This window comes from Streptomyces sp. NBC_00083 (assembly GCF_026343295.1).
Lineage (GTDB): Bacteria > Actinomycetota > Actinomycetes > Streptomycetales > Streptomycetaceae > Streptomyces.
This window is the reverse complement of the sequence record NZ_JAPELY010000001.1, coordinates 969,972-987,171: the sequence shown is the minus strand read 5'-3', so window position 1 is coordinate 987,171 and position 17,200 is coordinate 969,972. Positions and strand designations below refer to the sequence as shown.

Annotated in this window: 16 protein-coding genes; 2 read left to right on the top strand and 14 right to left on the bottom strand. The window is 71.7% G+C overall.

Going from position 1 to position 17,200, the window contains the following annotated elements:
• Positions 1 to 75 precede the first annotated feature (75 nt).
• From OOJ98_RS04200 to OOJ98_RS04175, 6 genes are all read right to left on the bottom strand, one after another.
• Positions 76 to 732 carry a histidine phosphatase family protein gene (locus OOJ98_RS04200; protein ID WP_267055505.1) on the bottom strand — a complete coding sequence of 219 codons (657 nt, stop codon included), beginning with the start codon at positions 730 to 732 and terminating at the stop codon, positions 76 to 78.
• Complete coding sequence (gene rsfS, locus OOJ98_RS04195; RefSeq protein ID WP_100578254.1) at positions 729 to 1,166, bottom strand: ribosome silencing factor; 438 nt, start codon at positions 1,164 to 1,166, stop codon at positions 729 to 731. The genes OOJ98_RS04200 and rsfS overlap by 4 nt, the downstream gene beginning before the upstream one ends.
• 114 nt (positions 1,167 to 1,280) lie before the next feature.
• Positions 1,281 to 2,921, bottom strand: coding sequence for an LCP family protein (locus OOJ98_RS04190; protein WP_267053247.1), 1,641 nt, complete (start codon positions 2,919 to 2,921; stop codon positions 1,281 to 1,283).
• A 46-nt stretch (positions 2,922 to 2,967) separates the two neighbouring features.
• Positions 2,968 to 3,585: a nicotinate-nucleotide adenylyltransferase gene (gene nadD / locus OOJ98_RS04185; RefSeq protein WP_267053246.1), complete on the bottom strand. Its 618-nt coding sequence runs from the start codon at positions 3,583 to 3,585 to the stop codon at positions 2,968 to 2,970.
• A gap of 37 nt (positions 3,586 to 3,622) precedes the next feature.
• On the bottom strand, positions 3,623 to 3,784 hold the full coding sequence (locus tag OOJ98_RS04180; protein ID WP_267053245.1) for a hypothetical protein: 162 nt from the start codon (positions 3,782 to 3,784) through the stop codon (positions 3,623 to 3,625).
• A gap of 81 nt (positions 3,785 to 3,865) precedes the next feature.
• A complete protein-coding gene (locus OOJ98_RS04175; protein WP_267055656.1) occupies positions 3,866 to 4,048 on the bottom strand; it encodes a hypothetical protein in 183 nt (60 codons plus the stop codon).
• Between the two features lie 110 nt (positions 4,049 to 4,158).
• Between OOJ98_RS04175 and OOJ98_RS04170 the strand changes: the two genes are divergently transcribed.
• Positions 4,159 to 5,256: a M48 family metallopeptidase gene (locus OOJ98_RS04170; RefSeq protein ID WP_267053244.1), complete on the top strand. Its 1,098-nt coding sequence runs from the start codon at positions 4,159 to 4,161 to the stop codon at positions 5,254 to 5,256.
• On the opposite strand, the gene OOJ98_RS04165 is transcribed toward OOJ98_RS04170, so the two are convergent.
• The 5 genes from OOJ98_RS04165 to proB form a co-directional block, all read right to left on the bottom strand.
• The gene (locus tag OOJ98_RS04165; protein WP_267053243.1) at positions 5,245 to 6,327 is read right to left on the bottom strand and encodes a hypothetical protein; all 1,083 of its coding nucleotides are present in this window, start codon (positions 6,325 to 6,327) and stop codon (positions 5,245 to 5,247) included. The two genes, OOJ98_RS04170 and OOJ98_RS04165, sit on opposite strands and share 12 nt — an antisense overlap.
• A gap of 89 nt (positions 6,328 to 6,416) precedes the next feature.
• Complete coding sequence (locus tag OOJ98_RS04160) at positions 6,417 to 7,097, bottom strand: hypothetical protein (protein WP_267053242.1); 681 nt, start codon at positions 7,095 to 7,097, stop codon at positions 6,417 to 6,419.
• Positions 7,098 to 7,197: 100 nt separating this feature from the next.
• A complete protein-coding gene (locus OOJ98_RS04155) occupies positions 7,198 to 8,508 on the bottom strand; it encodes a glutamate-5-semialdehyde dehydrogenase (RefSeq protein ID WP_267053241.1) in 1,311 nt (436 codons plus the stop codon).
• Between the two features lie 167 nt (positions 8,509 to 8,675).
• Positions 8,676 to 9,134 carry a hypothetical protein gene (locus OOJ98_RS04150; protein WP_267053240.1) on the bottom strand — a complete coding sequence of 153 codons (459 nt, stop codon included), beginning with the start codon at positions 9,132 to 9,134 and terminating at the stop codon, positions 8,676 to 8,678.
• Positions 9,135 to 9,287: 153 nt separating this feature from the next.
• A complete protein-coding gene (gene proB, locus OOJ98_RS04145) occupies positions 9,288 to 10,415 on the bottom strand; it encodes a glutamate 5-kinase (RefSeq protein WP_267053239.1) in 1,128 nt (375 codons plus the stop codon).
• 305 nt (positions 10,416 to 10,720) lie between these two features.
• Here proB and OOJ98_RS04140 point away from each other — a divergent pair, with 305 nt between their 5' ends.
• The gene (locus OOJ98_RS04140) at positions 10,721 to 12,928 is read left to right on the top strand and encodes a PIG-L family deacetylase (protein WP_267053238.1); all 2,208 of its coding nucleotides are present in this window, start codon (positions 10,721 to 10,723) and stop codon (positions 12,926 to 12,928) included.
• 99 nt (positions 12,929 to 13,027) lie between these two features.
• On the opposite strand, the gene OOJ98_RS04135 is transcribed toward OOJ98_RS04140, so the two are convergent.
• From OOJ98_RS04135 to OOJ98_RS04125, 3 genes are read right to left on the bottom strand one after another with little or no spacing between them, the layout of a single operon-like run.
• Entirely contained in the window at positions 13,028 to 13,456 is a 429-nt protein-coding gene (locus OOJ98_RS04135; RefSeq protein WP_267053237.1) for a GtrA family protein, read from the bottom strand.
• On the bottom strand, positions 13,456 to 14,445 hold the full coding sequence (locus tag OOJ98_RS04130) for a glycosyltransferase family 2 protein (protein WP_267055504.1): 990 nt from the start codon (positions 14,443 to 14,445) through the stop codon (positions 13,456 to 13,458). The genes OOJ98_RS04135 and OOJ98_RS04130 overlap by 1 nt, the downstream gene beginning before the upstream one ends.
• A gap of 2 nt (positions 14,446 to 14,447) precedes the next feature.
• Positions 14,448 to 17,033 carry a YfhO family protein gene (locus tag OOJ98_RS04125; RefSeq protein WP_267053236.1) on the bottom strand — a complete coding sequence of 862 codons (2,586 nt, stop codon included), beginning with the start codon at positions 17,031 to 17,033 and terminating at the stop codon, positions 14,448 to 14,450.
• Positions 17,034 to 17,200 lie beyond the last annotated feature (167 nt).

Here is a 17,200-nt window from a genome sequence, read left to right as displayed (position 1 = left end):
GCTGCGAACAAGAAGAACTCTAGCCTGTGATCTGCCGGAAAGTGAAATCCGGCCCTCACCGCCCCTGAGCAGCGGTTAGTCGTCGTCGCCGAGGACCGGCTCGGGGAGTGTGCCGGCGTTGTGCTCCAGCAGACGCCAGCCCCGCGCGCCCTCGCCGAGAACGGACCAGCAGCAGTTGGTGAGCCCGCCAAGGCCCTCCCAGTGGTGCGCCTCGAGCCCGAGCAGACGGCCGATGGTGGTGCGGATGGTGCCGCCGTGGCTGACGACGACGAGGGTGCCGCCGTCGGGCAGCTTGTCGGCATGGCGCAGCACGACCGGGGCGGCGCGGTCGGCGACCTCGGTCTCCAGCTCGCCACCGCCCCGGCGCACCGGCTCGCCGCGCTTCCACGCCGCGTACTGCTCGCCGTACGTGGAGACGATCTCCTCGTGCGTGAGGCCCTGCCAGGCGCCCGCGTACGTCTCCCGGAGGGCGGCGTCGTGGTCGACGGGCAGGCCGGTGACGGCCGCGAGCTCGGCGGCCGTGGCGGCGGCCCGCTTGAGGTCGGAGGCGATGATCGCGTCCGGCTTCAGGGCGGCGAGCAGGCGCGCGGCCCGGTGGGCCTGGCCGACTCCGGTCTCGGTCAGCTCGATGTCCGTGGAGCCCTGGAAGCGGCGCTCCAGGTTCCACGCCGTCTGGCCGTGCCGCCACAGGACCAGCCGGCGGCCCCGGCTGTGCGTGGGGGTGCCGTTCAGCTCAGCTCACCGTCCGTTTCGTCGGCGCCGGTGAGCGCGGCGTGCTCGGCCGCCTTGCCCCGGGTCTTCATGGCGTCGTCCGGAAGGGGCAGCTCGGGGCAGTCCTTCCAGAGGCGCTCGAGGGCGTAGAAGACGCGCTCCTCGCTGTGCTGGACGTGCACGACGATGTCGACGTAGTCGAGCAGGATCCAGCGGGCGTCGCGGTCGCCCTCGCGGCGCACCGGCTTGGCGCCGAGCTCCTTGTTGAGCCGCTCCTCGATCTCGTCGACGATCGACTTGACCTGGCGGTCGTTGGGTGCGGAGGCGAGCAGGAAGGCGTCGGTGATCGACAGCACATCGCTGACGTCGTACGCGATGATGTCGTGCGCGAGCCGGTCGGCAGCCGCCTGAGCGGCGGCGGTGATGAGCTCGATGGAACGGTCCGTGGCGGTCACAAGCAGGCTTTCGTCGGCGGTCAGATCGGATCAGATCGAATTCCAGGATCTCACGGACCGCCGACAGCCCCGTATGGATTGCCTCCGGGCCCCCTCTCGGGTGCCTCGCGGCCCCTACTTCGGCACCTTGTAGTCCTTGCCGATCACGACCGACACATCGGCGTTGGCGGCCGCGCCGCCCTGCTTGACCGCGCTGTCCGGCAGGCCCAGCGTCTTGGCGACCTGGACGGCGTTCTCCTTCTGTGCCGCGTCGCCGTACAGGACCTGCGACGCGGCCTGGGCGCCGGCGCTCCCCGCGTCGATGAACGCGTAGCCGCCGTTGACGAGGGTGATCTGGACGGAGCCCGCCGCCTTGCTGTTGCCGCTGGCGTTCTTGACGCCGACCCGTACGGCGGAGCCCTGGTCGGCCCCTCCGCCGAGCTTGCCGCCGAGCACGTCCTTGACGACGCTGTCACTGGCCTGCCGACTGAGCGTGCCGTCGGGCTGCACCGGGAGCACCGCCGTCTTGTACGAGCCGACCTTGGCGTGCTCGGCGAGCTTGGCCAGCGAGGCGCCGAGGTCGCTGTCGGGGAGCGAGGGGTCGAGGATCTGCGCGAGGGTCTGGACGGTGACGGTGGCCGCCTTCGGATCGTCGGAGATCTTGCGGAGCACGCCGTACATCACCGCGCCGAACCGCTGGAGCTGCTTGGCCTCGGCCTCGCCGGGGCCGCGGTAGGTGGCGTAGGCGACGGCCATGGGCCCGCTGAGCGTCTGGTCCTCGCCCTTCTTCACCACCGGGTCGCCGCCCTTCTTGGCGGCGGGAACGTCGGTGTCCGTGGTGATGTCGATGTTGCCGACGAGGTCGACGAGGTTCTCCAGGTACGGGGTGTCCAGGCGCCAGGTGCCCGTGATCTTGGCGCCGAGGAGGGTGGAGAGCGATTCGCGGGTGCCCTGCGAGCCGTCCGCGTCGACGGACTTGCCCAGCGTGGTGCGGTTGCCGTCGTCGTCGGTGATGGCCAGCGAGTTGGGCAGCAGCACCGTGGTGCCCTGTTTGGTGGTCGCGTTGTTGACGAGGAGGGCCGTGGAGGTGCCGCCCGCCTGGGTGTTGTGCAGATGGACCACGATCACGTCGCGCTTCTGCGCGCCGGCCGTGGTGGCGCCCGACTTCGAGTCCGACGAGGACGACAGACCGGGCAGCTTGCCGGCGAACCAGAGGTAGCCGACGCCGCCGGCCATCACCAGGGCGAGCGCGACGACGAGTGCGACGACGCGGTTGCGGCCGCGCCGCTTGGCCTCCTCGCGGCGCTCGCTGCGGCTCTCGGTGAACTTCAGCCAGTCGATGACGTCTTCGGAGTCCTCGTCGGGCTCCTCGATGAAGGAGAACTGCTCGGCGCCGTCGTCGCGTTCGCCCTTCTCGCCGCCTTCGTCCCTGCGCTGCTGGGGCACGACGGGCGCGGGGTGCGGCTCGGGCGCGGGCCCCGGCGCCGGCTCCTGGGCGGCGGGGGGCGGGTACGCCTGCTGCGGGAACTGCTGGGTTCCGGGGAACTCCTGGGGCTGCTGCGGCTGTTGCGGAGCGTAGGGGTCATAGGCCTGCTGCTGCGGGACGTACGCCTGGTCGTAGCCGTACCCCTGTTGCTGCTGGGGCTCCTGAGGCTGCGCATAGGCGTCGTACGCCTGCTGCTGCGGCTGGACCTGCTGGTACACCGGCCGGCCGTACTCGTCGTACCCGACCAACTGCACCTGGGGCGCCTGCGGGTCGTACTGGCGGTCGTTCACCGGTGGCCTTCTCTCACTCGCCGACGTACAGGCGCTACAGCTGGTCTCACTCGCCGCGGTACAGCTGGCGCTTGTCGATGTAGCGGACCACACCGTCCGGAACCAGATACCAGACCGGTTCGCCCTGCGCGACCCTTCCCCGGCATCCCGTCGAGGAGATCGCCAGGGCCGGCACCTCGATCAGGGAGACCCCGCCCTCGGGCAGCCCGTCGTCCGTCAGCACGTGGCCGGGGCGGGTCACACCGATGAAGTGGGCCAGCGAGAACAGCTCCTCGGCGTCGCGCCAGGTGAGGATCTGGGCCAGCGCGTCGGCGCCGGTGATGAAGAACAGGTCCGCGTCGCTGTTGCGCTCGCGCAGGTCCCGCAGGGTGTCGATGGTGTACGTCGCCCCGCCGCGGTCGATGTCGATGCGGCTGACCGAGAACTGCGGGTTGGAGGCGGTGGCGATGACCGTCATCAGATAGCGGTCCTCGGCCGGGGACACCAGCTTGTGGCTCTTCTGCCAGGGCTGTCCCGTCGGCACGAAGACGACCTCGTCCAGATGGAACTGCGAGGCCACCTCACTGGCGGCCACGAGGTGTCCGTGATGGATCGGATCGAACGTTCCGCCCATCACACCGATGCGTCGCTTCACCGGACCGGTAGGCACTTCCTGCTCTCCCATGCGTGCAGAGCCTACTGGCCCGGCTTTCGGCCCCGGATCAGCGGTCGCGGTTGAAGCGAGTGGTGATCCAGAGCAGCAGAAGAAGGGCGAGCAGCGCGCCGCCACCCGTCATCCAGGGCTCCAGGCTGTTGTGGTTGCCACCGTGCTCGGCGCCTTCGGCGAGCGAGACCAGGTTGGCGGCGGTGCTGTGGAGGCTCATCTTCGGCAGGACCTATCCGGGAGTCGGGGCGGAGACTTCGACCACATCGTATGCGGGCGGTCCGGGCACGCTCACGCCGACTCAGTCGTTGGTGTCGTTGTTGTCGTCCTCGCCGCTGTTCGAGCGGTATCCGCGCAGCAGGAACCAGGCCAGCAGGGCCGCTCCGACCATGGAGGCGAGGAGCAGGATCCGCAGCAGGGCACCCGGCCCCTGGCCGGAGGCGGCGGCGAGAGCGGTGACGACGTCCGGCATGGCGTCGGGCATGACAGGTCTCCTCGAAGTTATCCACAGGCCCCCGGGCCACGGTATCGCCACCGCCTAATGTGGATGTCGTCAGGGGGACGAGCAGACACTCGAACGACAGGGGGCCACCCATGACCGAGGACATCAACGACACCGTGCCGAGCAGGCAGCGGCGCAGGTTCCCCGGGATCTCCTCCCGGGCCTACGAACACCCCGCGGACCGCTCGGCGCTGGTCGCGCTGCGCAAGCTGACCGGCTTCGACACCGTCTTCAAGGCGCTGAGCGGGCTGCTGCCCGAGCGCAGCCTGAGACTGCTGTTCCTCTCGGACTCGGTGCGGGTGAGCGACGCCCAGTTCGCCCACCTCAACTCCATGCTGCGGGACGCCTGTTACATCCTGGACCTGGAGAAGGTCCCCCCGATGTACGTCACGCAGAACCCGCAGCCCAACGCAATGTGCATCGGTCTCGACGAGCCGATCATCGTGGTGACGACGGGCCTGGTGGAGCTGCTCGACGAGGAGGAGATGCGCGCGGTCGTCGGCCACGAGGTCGGCCACGCCCTCTCCGGCCACGCCGTCTACCGCACGATCCTGCTCTTCCTCACCAACCTCGCCCTGAAGGTCGCCTGGATCCCGCTGGGCAACGTCGCGATCATGGCGATCGTGACGGCGCTGCGCGAATGGTTCCGCAAGTCGGAGCTGTCCGCGGACCGGGCGGGGCTGCTGGTGGGCCAGGACCTGCGGGCCTCGATGCGGGGGCTGATGAAGATAGCGGGCGGCAACCACCTGCACGAGATGAACGTGGACGCGTTCCTCGCGCAGGCCGAGGAGTACGAGTCCGGGGGCGATCTGCGCGACTCCGTGCTGAAGATCCTCAACGTGCTGCCCCGCTCCCACCCCTTCACCACGGTGCGCGCCGCCGAGCTGAAGAAGTGGGCGGAGAGCCGCGACCACCAGCGGATCATGGACGGCCACTACCCGCGCCGCGACGAGGACAAGGACACCTCGGTGACCGACTCCTTCCGGGAGTCCGCGGCCTCCTACGCCGACGCGGTCAAGAGCAGCAAGGACCCGCTGATGAAGCTGGTCGGCGACATCGCGGGCGGCACGGCGGACCTGGGCGGCAAGCTGCGCGACAAGTTCACCGGGGCGGGCGGGCGTCCCTCGGACAAGCCGTCCGGCCCGGACGGGTCGGCGCCGAAGGACGAGCCGGGGCCGTCAGCCGGCTGACGGTGTGGGCTGGGCCCCGGTGGCCAGGGTGGCGCAGAGGCCCTGGGGGGCGGGGCCGGTCGCGTACGGATCGGTGGCCACCGGGCCCCGGGCGCTCGCCCGCTCCCCCGCGAGGAGCGGCCGCAGCTGTCCGGCCACGTCGGCCGAGCACGCCTGCGGCCCGGCCTCCACCGCGCTGGCCTGCACCTCGGCGCGGTCGAGCCGCAGATCCTCGCTGTCGAGCCGGAAGTGGACCTCGCGGCGGACCATGAAGAGGGAGGCGTCCGTCGTGTGCGGCCCGTCGCCGGCCGGGCGCAGGGCGTAGACGAAGACGTAGTCGGTGCTGACGTCCAGTGCGTCGGAGCCGACCTCGGAGTACGTCATCGCGCCCTGGACGCGGATCTGGGGGTCGGCGAGGGCCACCTTGGCCGGGTCGAAGCGCACCAGCCAGCCGGTGGCGGCGTGCCTGCCGTCGTCGGCCGGGGCGGCCATGCTCCGGTCGAACTGGCCCATCAGATCGGGGTCGAGCAGCACCCGGATCTGCCGGACCGGGCCGCCGGCCAGCACGTCCGGATCGAGGGAGGACTTGATCAGGTAGTCCTTGGCGATCAGGAGGGCGTCCATGACCTGCGCCTCGGAGAAGTGCGCGGTCTTGGTGGCCGGGGGCAGGCTGATCCCGGCGCCGCCCGTGCGGTACGCGGCGGCCGGGCTGTGGGCGAACAGCTGCTCCGCGTCGCCGCCGGGCACCGGGCCCTGCGGGGCCAGCGGCACCACGGTCAGTTGCGTCGCGTCGGGGTGGCTGGTGGCCGGGGGCACGTAGGGGTGGCGTACGCCCATGTAGATGGCGGTGCTGAAGGCGATCAGGAGCAGCAGCACCAGCGCGATCGCCGGTTTGGAGGAAGCTCTGAGCGACCAGCCGGGCCGGGAGCGCACGGCCTGCGCGTGGTCGCGCAGGCGCTCCTGGGCGGAGAGCTCCTGGAGGCGGGCAGCGCGGACGAACGATTCGTCGAAGACGACGGACCGATACTCGTCGTCACCTCCGCCGGGGAGGCCCTCAGGTGTCCCCTCGGGTGGCACTCCACGCCCTGCCATACCTTCAGGGTAGGTCTGTCGGGGGGATGGTAAACGCGCTGGTGCGCGACAAGTTCCGACGAGTTCCCGCGCGCTGGTTCCGCTGCTGCTCAGGGGGCCGGCGATGCGCCGGAGACCACGGGTGCGGAGGCCGGTGCGGGTGCGGCGGCCGGGGGCGGCAGGGGCAGGCCGCCGGCGCCCGGCGCGGGGAGCCCGCCGGGGATCGGGGTGGCGCCGGCACCCGGGGCCACCGCGGCGCCCGGCCCCGCGGCGTTGGTGGGGTTGTCCACGTTGCTGGTGGCCGGCGGCGGGGCCTTGTCCTCGTGGTCGGAGGAGGCGCCCCGGTAGACGGCGGAGAAGGCGAGGGCGACCATGCCGATCCCCATGATCACGGCCATCAGCCAGGCGATGGGCCGGTGCCAGCGGGCGCTGCTGCGGTACGGGCGCAGCACGCCGCCGAAACGGCCGTAGGGGCCCGCCTCGGCTCCGCCGGACAGGCCGGGCCCGCCGAGGTCGTCCGGGTTGCGGCCGGAGCGGTAGGGGTCGTAGCCGTCGTCGTAGGACTCGTCGTCGGTGGCTCCGCCGCCGGCTCGGGCGCGGGCCGCCTCGGCGTCGGCGCGGGCCTGTGCGGCGGCGAGCAGGCGCTCGACGGCCGTGGGTTCGTGGATGGCCGCGGCCCGTACGAAGTCCTCGTCGAACACCACGGAGGCGAAGTCATCGTCCGCGCCCCCGCGGTCGTCGTCGGGCTCCCAGCCGTCCGGGAACGGCCCGCCCCCTGCGTCGTCCGGCACGCGTTCAGGGTAGCCCCGCCCGGTCGGTTTGGGCAGCCGGTGGCCGAACTCGGCCACCGCGGGGGCGAGTTGTCGCCATCGGTCCGGCCGCGGCGGTGGCCTACCGGATGTGGCCGTCGCCGGTCACGATGTACTTCGTCGAGGTCAGCTCGGGCAGCCCCATGGGGCCGCGGGCGTGGAGTTTCTGGGTGGAGATGCCGATCTCGGCGCCGAATCCGAACTGGCCGCCGTCGGTGAAGCGGGTGGAGGCGTTGACGGCGACCGTCGTGGAGTCCACGAGCTGGGTGAAGCGCCGGGCGGCGGCCTGCGAGGTGGTGACGATGGCCTCGGTGTGGCCCGAGGTCCACTGCCGGATGTGGGCGACGGCCGCGTCGAGGGAGTCGACGACGGCGGCCGCGATGTCGTACGACAGGTACTCGGTCTCCCAGTCCTCGGCCGTGGCCGCGACGACGGTGGCCTTGGAGCCGCCCGCGCGGCTCCGCACCCGCTCGTCGGCGTGGACGGTGACGCCGGCGTCGGCGAGGGCGTCGAGGGCGCGCGGCAGGAAGGCGTCGGCGATGTCCTGGTGGACGAGGAGGGTCTCGGCGGAGTTGCAGACCGAGGGGCGCTGGGCCTTGGAGTTGATCAGGATGGAGACGGCCATGTCGAGGTCGGCCTGCGCGTCGACGTAGACGTGGCAGTTGCCGGTGCCGGTCTCGATGACGGGGACGGTGGACTGCTCGACCACGGTGCGGATCAGGGAGGCGCCGCCGCGCGGGATGAGGACGTCGACCAGGCCCCGGGCGCGCATCAACTCCCTTACGGAGTCGCGGGATTCGCCGGGCACCAGCTGGACCGCGTCGGCGGGCAGGCCCTTGCCGGCGACGGCGTCGCGCACGACGGCGACCAGGGCGGTGTTGGAGGCGTACGCGGAGGACGAGCCGCGCAGCAGGACCGCGTTGCCGGACTTGAGGCAGAGGGCGGCGGCGTCCACGGTCACGTTGGGCCGGGCCTCGTAGATGATGCCGACGACGCCGAGCGGGACGCGGACCTGGCGCAGGTCGATGCCGTTGGGCAGGGTCGAGCCGCGGACGACCTCGCCGACGGGGTCGGGCAGGGCCGCCACGTGGCGTACGTCACCGGCGATGGCGGCGATCCGCTCGGGTGTCAGGGTGAGCCGGTCGATGACGGTCTCGCTGGTGCCGGCCTCGCGGGCCTTGGCGACGTCCGCCGCGTTGGCCTCGACGATCTCGGCGGTCCGCGCTTCGAGGGCGTCCGCGATGGCGAGCAGCACGTCGTCCTTGACCGCGCGCGGAAGTGGCGCGATCTCGGCGGCCGCGGCGCGCGCCCGGCGGGCGGTCAGCACAACCGGGGACACCGGGGGCGTGGAGTCGGACGAGGAGGCCGGGGAGGGCGAGGTGTGCGAAGCCATGTCCGCAGGGTAATGGGCGACGGCCGGGCGTTTCGCCCCGGTTCCACTTCCCGAGACGGGGGCGGAAGCGGGGCCGGCCGGGCCGGCCGGAGGGGACGGGGCCGGGAGGCGGGCGCGGTGGGTCAGCAGGGTGAGCGGGGCGACAAGGATCAGAAGGGTCAGAAGGGTCAGAAGGGGTGGACGCCGACGGGCGCGGCCGGTGGCGGGCCGTATCCCTCGGCGAGCCGCTGGTGGTAGGTGCCGCGGTCGATCACTTCGAGGCCGACGATCTCCCAGGGCGGGAGCCTGGCGGTGGAGCGGTGCTCGCCCCACAGGCGCAGGGCGACGGCGGCCGCGTCGTGCAGGTCGCGGGCCTCTTCCCAGTAGCGGATCTCGGCGTGGTCGTTGGCGTAACGGCTGGTCAGCAGGAACGGGTGGTCGTGGGCGAGCTGTTCGAGGCCGCGGCGGACCTCCTTCAGCGGCGCCTCGGCCCCCGAGACGCTGAGCGTGATGTGCCACAGCCTGGGGAGGTCCCCGGGCTCGTCGGGTGCTGCTCCGCGTTCGACGTCGGCCCCCGTCCCCACGCTGGTCAGGGTCCGCTCAGCCGTCGTCCCTCGGGGCGCCGCTCCCGGGCGCGCTCGTCTCACCGGCGGCCTCCTGTGCTGATGTGTGCGATGCGGTGCGGTACTGCGCGGATCGCCGGTCCGCGCGTACCCCCGCCTCAAAGTTGACCAGCCCGAGGCCGGGCGCGGGGCGGTTTTCCTGAAGGTGTCTGTCCTGAGGCTGGACTTTCAGCCGTTTCAGGGGTGCAGGACGACCAGATCGTCCCTGTGTACGACTTCGCGCTCGTAGCCGGGGCCGAGCTCGCGCGCGAGGTCGTGGGTGGAGCGGCCGAGCAGCTGGGGGATCTCCTTGGCGTCGAAGGTGACCAGGCCGCGGGCGACGGGCCGGCCCTGGAGGTCGCGCAGTTCGACCGGATCGCCCGCGGCGAAATCGCCCTCGACGGCGGCGATCCCGGCGGGGAGCAGCGACTTGTGGCCTTCGACGACGGCCCGTACGGCTCCGTCGTCGAGGACGAGGGCGCCCTGCGGGGTGGAGGCGTGGGCCAGCCACAGGAGCCGGTCGGCCGAGCGGCGTCCGGTGCGGTGGAAGTGGGTGCCGGTGGCGCGCCCGGCGAGCGCGTCGGCGGCCTGGCTCGCGGAGGTGAGGACGACGGGGATGCCCGCGGCGGCGGCGATGCGGGCGGCCTCGACCTTGGTGACCATGCCGCCGGTGCCGACGCCGGCCTTGCCCGCGCTGCCGATCTGGACGTGGGCGATGTCCTCGGGTCCGCGCACTTCGTCTATGCGGGAGGTGCCGGGCTTCGACGGGTCGCCGTCGTAGAGGCCGTCGACGTCGGAGAGGAGGACGAGCAGGTCGGCGCGGACCAGGTGGGCGACGAGCGCGGCGAGGCGGTCGTTGTCGCCGAAGCGGATCTCGTCGGTGGCGACCGTGTCGTTCTCGTTGACGACGGGGAGCGCGCCCATGGCCAGGAGCTGGTCGAGGGTGCGGTAGGCGTTGCGGTAGTGGGCGCGGCGGCTGGTGTCGTCGGTGGTGAGCAGCACCTGTCCGACGCGCACGCCGTAGCGGGCGAAGGAGGCGGTGTAGCGGGCGACGAGGAGGCCCTGGCCGACGCTGGCGGCGGCCTGTTGGCGGGCGAGGTCCTTGGGGCGGCGGCGCAGGCCAAGGGGGGCGAGGCCGGCGGCGATGGCGCCGGACGACACGAGGACGATGTCCTTCTCGCCGCCGCCGCGCGCCTTGGCGAGCACGTCGACGAGGGCGTCCACGCGGTCCGCGTCGAGGCCGCCGGACGCCGTGGTGAGTGAGGACGACCCGATCTTGACTACGATGCGGCGGGCCTGAGCCACCTGCTGCCTTGCCACTGTCACACGGTGAAATCTATGCCAGGACGGCGGCGCGGCGCTTGGAAGTCCCAGCCGGCGGACAGCCTCAACGGGACCGGACGGAGAGTCATTAAGATCGAAAAAGTATGAAAACTGGGGAAGCTGTGGGCCGCTGGGGTGTTGAAGCCCACATGGCCATAGCGTGCGGCTTTGTACCGACGAGGCAAATTTCAGGTCGGAAGTGAAACCTCCTGCGCCGCTACCCCCTCCCTTCTGATGACTGATCGAACAACTCCATGGCGGGCTCCCGGGGGAATCGGGGCGCATGGATGCAACAAGGAGCGTGCCCGATGCCGTCGTCACCACCTCGCCGACGTCTGCTGCAGGTCGCCGGGGGCGGCCTCGTGGCGGCGCCTCTCGCCTACGGCGGATGGCAGTGGCTCGCGCCACGCGGCGGCTCCGGTGACTCGGCCTCGTCCACCGGCACCACGACCGGAAAGCCCGCCTCCGACTCGGCCGATCAGGCGTATCTGCATGTGATCGCGCACGCCGACGACAGCATCTACTTCATGAACCCGGACCTGGAGCAGTCGATACGCAGCGGCTCCCTCTCGGTGACGGTGTGCATGACCAGCGGCGAGTCGGACGGACGCAACGCGCCGGGCAAGTCCCCCCAGTTCAAGACGATGCGCACCGACCGGCCGGGGTTCGCGCGGGCCCGGATCAACGGGCTGCGCGCCGCCAACGCCCTGATGGCGACGGGCGACGACAACAGCCCGTGGACGGTGGAGCCGGTCGAGCTGCTGCCCGGGTTCCGCTCCGAGCTGCACTACCTCCAGGCGGCGCCGCACGTCCAGCTGATCTACATGGGGCTGTGCGAGGCGCGCTATGTGAGCGTGCCGCGCCCGGTCAGCCTGCGGGGTCTGTGGCTGGGCGCCATCAAGGAGTTGCCCACCCTGCCGGGCACGGGCAGCACGGTGCGGATGCCGCGCGCCTACACGCGCGACCAGATCATCGACGCCCTGGCGGCGACGATCGCCCGGGTCAATCCGACGGTGATACGGACCCTGGACCCGACGCCCATGCACGCGCCGCGCGAGACGGTGGCGATGATGAGCGCGCCGACGATACTGCGCGGCTTGAGCTATCTGGACCATCAGGACCACACGTCGTCGGCGCAGTTCATGCAGGCCGCGATGGAGCGCTACTGGGGCCGCGGCAAGGGCCGCGCGGCCTCGGTGTCCAACTACGTCGGCTACCCCACCAATTACACGCCGCCGTCCCTCGACGCGGCGGCGACCCGGCGCAACTCCCAGCTCCTCAACGCCTACGGCTGGGTGGACCACCGCGACTGCGGAGACCCGGCGGGCTGCGGCGACCTGAAGGTGGGCCCCAACGGCCTCAAGGGCGGCGGCGCCGGCTGGGCGCGCGGCACCCGCACCCGCGCCCCGGGCACCTCGCGCTGGGTCGCGCCGCTCAAGGACGGCCGGCTCGCGGCGTTCGCGGTGCTCAACGGCGCGGTGCGCTGCTGGGTCGAGCAGGCGGCGGGCAAGGGCCCGTGGGTCGGGCCGTTCGACGCGGTGGGCAGCGCGGGCGGCCCGCTCGACCCGCAGGTGGAGGTCGCGCGCCACCCGGACGGAACGCTTCAGCTGTTCGCCGTGCGTACGGTGCTGCCGTTCCGCGGGCAGAAGCACCACAAGGAGCTGGTCTGTGTCGCACAGATCGGGATCGGCGCCGACGGGGTGCCGAAGTTCGGCGCGTGGAGCTCGCTCGGGGCGCCCGACACGGTCGCCGAGAAGACGCTGGAGACGGGCTTTCCGGCGACCGCGGTCGGCCCGGACGGCACGGTGCACGTCGTGGCGCGCAACTGGGCGGGCGACGTCGCGCTGCGCAGCGGGCGCGGCGGCAAGGGCTGGAGCCCGTGGCGGCTCCTGGACCACCCGGAGGGCAAGCCGCCGGTGCACCCGCTGGTGGTGGAGGGGATCGACGCGCTGGTCGACCGCGCGGGCCGGCTCCACGTGGTGGCGCCGATCGCCAAGACGGTGCTGCACTGGATGGCGCCGGCCCCCGGTGATGTGCCCCGGCTGTCCGCGCCGACGGGTCTGACGCCTTCGGGCAGCGCGGTGAGTCTGGCCGCGGACGGCAAGGGCGGCGTCTGCGCGGTCTACCGCCAGGCCGGCACCGCGCAGGTGGCCGTCGCCTCCCCGGCCGGTCCGACGGGGCCGTGGAAGGTGGGGCGGCGAACGCCGATGGGCGGGTACGGGCGGGTCGCGGTGACCCGGCTCACCGGGACCGGCTCCCCCATGGTGCTGGCGGCCAGGGACGACCAGGGCCGGGTGGTCCCCTCCTCGCACGACTCGGCGAAGCCGGACGGCTGGGAGGAGCCCGGCATGCAGTTCGTGGGGATACCGGGCGTGGCGCAGGACTCGGCGGGCCGGGGCGTGCTCGTGGTGCTCGGCACGGACGGCCGGTTGTACGCCACCCGTCAGAGCAGGCCGGGCGCCGGGTTCGGCGAGTGGGGCGCGGCGGTGAAAGAGGGCGCCGGGAGCCGCGTGTAGGACGCGCACGTGCGAAGGGGCGGACACCGCGATGGTGTCCGCCCCTTCGTGCGTCCGGGGTGCGGTACGGCCGCGCACGTCCGGGGTGCGGTGCGCCCGCTACTTCACCGGGATCCTGGGCGCCGCCGTCTCGGGCTCGTCGGTGTCCTGCCCGCGGGGCACCAGAATGCGACGGGACAGCACATAGGTGAACGGGATCGCGACCACGGCGGCGACCAGCGGGGCGATCGTCTTGTTCATGCCGACCCAGTGCACCAGCGCGAAGAGCCCGGCGCTCTGCACCGCGAAGTTGGTGACGTTGGTGAGCGGGAAGAGCAGGAACTTCTTCCAGCTCGGCTTGGTGCGGTAGGTGAAGTAGGTGTTGAGGAAGAACGAGCCGACCATGCTCAGCAGGAAGGCGATGGTGTACGCGAGGAAGTACGGCAGGCCCGCCCAGTGGAGCAGGGGCCAGTAGAACGCGTAGAAAGTACAGGTGTTGACGCCGCCGACGAAGCCGAAGCGGATCACCTGCCCGAGCTGACTGGGCATCAGACCACCTTGTGCGTCTGCTCGTCGCGCAGCGGGGCGCGCCGCTGGACGCCCTCCGGCTTGCCCGGGAAGCCGTGCGCCTCCTTGACCAGGAAGTGCGGGCGGCGCTTGGTCTCGTAGTAGATGCGGCCGATGTACTCGCCGATCAGGCCCAGCATCATCATCTGGACGCCGCCGAGGCCCACGATGATCGCGACGAGGGTGACGTAACCCGGGGTGCTCACGCCGTAGGCGATGGCGGCGACGGTGATCCACAGGGCGTAGGCCGCGCCGACGCCGGCGAGCAGGACGCCGAGCCAGATCGCCAGGCGCAGCGGACGGTTGTTGAAGGAGATCAGGCCGTCCATGCCGTAGTTCAGCAGGGAGCCGAACTTCCACTTGGTCTCGCCGGCCTCGCGCTGGGCGTTCTGGTAGTCGAAGGTGACGGTGTCGAAGCCGATCCAGGAGAACAGGCCCTTGGAGAAGCGGTTGTACTCGCCCAGCGACAGCAGCGCGTCCACGGCGGGACGCGACAGCATGCGGAAGTCGCCCACGCCGTCGGTGAGTTCGACGTCGACCCACTTGTTGACCGCGCGGTAGTAGATGCTGCTCAGCGCCGAGCGGACCTTCTTGTCGCCCTCGCGGGTGCGGCGGGCGATGATCTGGTCGTGGCCGAGCTGGTAGAGGTCGATCATCCGCCCGATGAGCTCCGGCGGGTGCTGGAGGTCGGCGTCCATGATGACCACGGCGTCGCCGGTGGCCTCGCGCAGCCCGGCGAGCATGCCGGCCTCCTTGCCGAAGTTGCGGCTGAAGGAGACGTAGCGGGTGGCGTCGGGGTGCTTTTCGGCCAGGTCCCGCAGGTGCAGGAGCGTCTTGTCGCGGCTGCCGTCGTCGACGTAACAGATCTCGTACTCCACCCCCAGGGTGTCGAGCACGCTGCGCGTCTTGGCGTCGAACTGGTCAATGACCGCGTCTTCGTTGTAGCAGGGGACAACGACCGACAGCTTCATCATCAGCGCTTTCCGTGGGAAGAAGAGAGGGGGGAGGTACGGGACGACCGGACGCGGAGCACCGCGCCGACCCCCACGGCGAGCAGCACCAGCAGAGCCAGGCCGCTCGCCAGGAGTCCGGGCTTGAGCCCGGGAGTCTGGAAGGAACACGAGACCCGGGATCCGCCGTCGCCGAGATCCACGGCCATCAACCCGCCCAGCGTACCGGGGGCCCGTGCGGCGCCCCCGTCGACCGAGCACTGCCAGCCGGTGACGGCGGGCGTGGAGATGACGGCGGTGCCGGTGGTGCCCTTGCGGAAGGTGGCGGCGATCGAGTGTCCCCCGGCCGTCACCTTCAGCGGGGCCGTGGCCTTGAGTTCCTGGACGGCGGCCTTGAGCTTCGCAGGGTTCAGGCACCCGACCGGGAACCGCGGGATGTCCTGCGCCTTGTGCGTGCCCAACGCGACGGTGAACTTGCCCGTGGCCGGGACGGTGCCGAGCGGGAGCAGGGTGTTGCTGGTCATGGTGGCGCGGCCGTGCTGCTCCTGGGTCCTGCCGAGCGCCTGGACGCTGCCCGCGTACCAGGGCGCGTACCAGTACGCCTCGGCGCCGGGGGTGCAACTGGCGGTGAACGAGGTCCACTTGGAGCCCGTGGTGGTGCCGGGCAGATGCAGCTCGCCGCTCGGCCCGGGGGTGGCCGGCGGGCCGCCGGCGGGGGCGAGGGCGGGCACGTCGTAGACGGTGGCCCCGAGCACCCGCTCCTGGCGGGCGTAGACCGAGGCGTCGTGGGCTCCGGTGTCGGTGGTCCGGCCGGGCCGCAGGGTGACCACGGGCGGCGCGGCGACGGAGTGCTGGACGAACCCGTCGGGGTTCTTGGCCCAGTCCAGATAGCTGCTGACGCCCATGATCGCGCGGCCGACGGGGTCGGTGAAGCTGAGGGTGTGCCGGCCCTGGATGTACCAGCCGGCGCCGAGGGACTGCAGCGCCTCGGCGGTCTTCGCCGGAACGTAGCTGCTGTAGTACGAGCCGCCCTCGCCGCCGAGCAGCATCGGGTCGTTGTTGGCGTACTCGTGCGGGCCGGGGTCGCTGCGCGTGGCGGGCCAGTCGTCGTGGGCCCGGACCGCGGCGCGGGCGGCGAGCGAGTGGGCGTCCAGGGTCCGCTTCGGCGCCCACCAGGACTTGGCGTCACGGATCGAGGTGACCGAGAAGACGGTGTACGCCGTGGACAGGAACACGGTGCAGGCGAGGAGGCCGGTCAGGGCGATGCGGGGGCCCCGGTCGCCGCGGTGGCGGTACAGGAGCACGAGCAGCGCGAGGACGAGCACGCCGCCGCCGATGGTGAGGATCCAGGCCGCGCGCACCATGTAGATGCTGCGGGCGCCGAGCGCCACCACGACGGCGGTCACGACGGCTCCGTACAGGAGCTCCTTGGGGTGCGGGCGGCGGGCCAGCGCCATCCAGGCGACGATCACGAGCATCGCGGTCAGCGCGATGGAGGCGCGGTACGGGCTGCCGTTCGGCATGGCCAGGCCGTGCCAGAGCAGGATCGTCGGCGTCCAGACGTAGGAGAGCGCGACCAGGACGAGCAGCACGCACCAGGCGATCCGCTCCTTGCCCGGCACCCGCCGCACGAACGGCAGGGTGAAGACGAGGAGCAGCGGCAGGATGCCGACGGAGACCTGCGGCGCGGGGGCGAGCAGTCCGCCGGGGAGCAGGTGCGCCAGGTAGTCGGCGTAGCCGGGCGGGCCCTGGTAGGTGGCGTCGGGCGCGGGCTGCGAGAGCTTGCTCGCCTTGAGGCCGACGGTCAGGACGGGGGCGGCGAGCAGGATCCCGGTCGCGGTCATCGCGCCGGCCCGCAGCAGGGCGTTCAGCCGCTGCCGCGCGGGGGTGTCCTCCAGGAGCAGGCGGACGACGAAGACGAGGCCCATGCCGATGGTGGCCATGGCGGCGATGTAGAAGTTGCCGGCCCACGCGGCGAAGACGAGGAGGGTGCCGAGGATCCAGTGCCGGCCGCGCAGGCACCAGTCGGAGGCGATGCCGAGGAGCGGGAAGGCGGCCATGCCCCACATCCACATGGGGTCGGAGAAGCCGTCCGAGATCATCCACGCGCTGACGGCGTAGCCGACCGAGAGCAGGCCGCGCAGCCAGGGCGAGCCGGGGTGCAGGCGTCCGAGCAGGACGGTCATGAGGAACGCGGCGAGGCCGGCGCTGACCACGGTGACCAGGAAGACCGGTATTTCGACCTGGTCGCGCGGGAACAGCGGGACGAGCCAGGAGAAGGGGTTCATCAGATAGGTGAAGAAGTCCCCGAGGAAGGGGACGCCGAAGCCGCTGTTCCAGTTGAAGAACAGGTCTCCCGAGGCGTCCCCGCGCAGGAGGTCCCACAGGTGCGCGTGGAAGGGCACGAACTGGTTGCCCAGGTCGTTGACCGCGCGTGAACGCGACCCGAACGGGTATGTGCCGTGGACGGCCATCGCGAGGCAGTAGGCACCCATGGAGATCACTGCCGACAGGGTCGCGGCGATCGTCTGCGCTCCGAGGATCTTCGGGCGGGGCCGACTGCTCCGTTCGGTCGTCGCCGCCTGTTCCGCGGGGGAGGTCTTCAGCACCGTGCCTTCTCGTTCACTCGCTCTGTGTCCGCTTCGCCCGCGATGACCCGGCTTGATGGCCATGGACAGGGTCCAGGGAGAAGTATGACGTTCCCGACGGGCGTGCGCTCCTGCCACCGCCTCTTCGAAAGATGGCTCGCGGACCCCATTGGTTGCCCGCTCTTCTT

Bases quoted from the DNA above. Each gene is read 5' to 3' on its own strand.
- nadD (WP_267053246.1), bottom strand. From the start codon at position 3,585: ATGGGAGAGCAGGAAGTGCCTACCGGTCCGGTGAAGCGACGCATCGGT.
- OOJ98_RS04180 (WP_267053245.1), bottom strand. From the start codon at position 3,784: ATGAGCCTCCACAGCACCGCCGCCAACCTGGTCTCGCTCGCCGAAGGC.
- OOJ98_RS04175 (WP_267055656.1), bottom strand. From the start codon at position 4,048: ATGCCCGACGCCATGCCGGACGTCGTCACCGCTCTCGCCGCCGCCTCC.
- OOJ98_RS04170 (WP_267053244.1), top strand. From the start codon at position 4,159: ATGACCGAGGACATCAACGACACCGTGCCGAGCAGGCAGCGGCGCAGG.
- OOJ98_RS04165 (WP_267053243.1), bottom strand. From the start codon at position 6,327: ATGGCAGGGCGTGGAGTGCCACCCGAGGGGACACCTGAGGGCCTCCCC.
- OOJ98_RS04155 (WP_267053241.1), bottom strand. From the start codon at position 8,508: ATGGCTTCGCACACCTCGCCCTCCCCGGCCTCCTCGTCCGACTCCACG.
- OOJ98_RS04140 (WP_267053238.1), top strand. From the start codon at position 10,721: ATGCCGTCGTCACCACCTCGCCGACGTCTGCTGCAGGTCGCCGGGGGC.
- OOJ98_RS04135 (WP_267053237.1), bottom strand. From the start codon at position 13,456: ATGCCCAGTCAGCTCGGGCAGGTGATCCGCTTCGGCTTCGTCGGCGGC.
- OOJ98_RS04130 (WP_267055504.1), bottom strand. From the start codon at position 14,445: ATGAAGCTGTCGGTCGTTGTCCCCTGCTACAACGAAGACGCGGTCATT.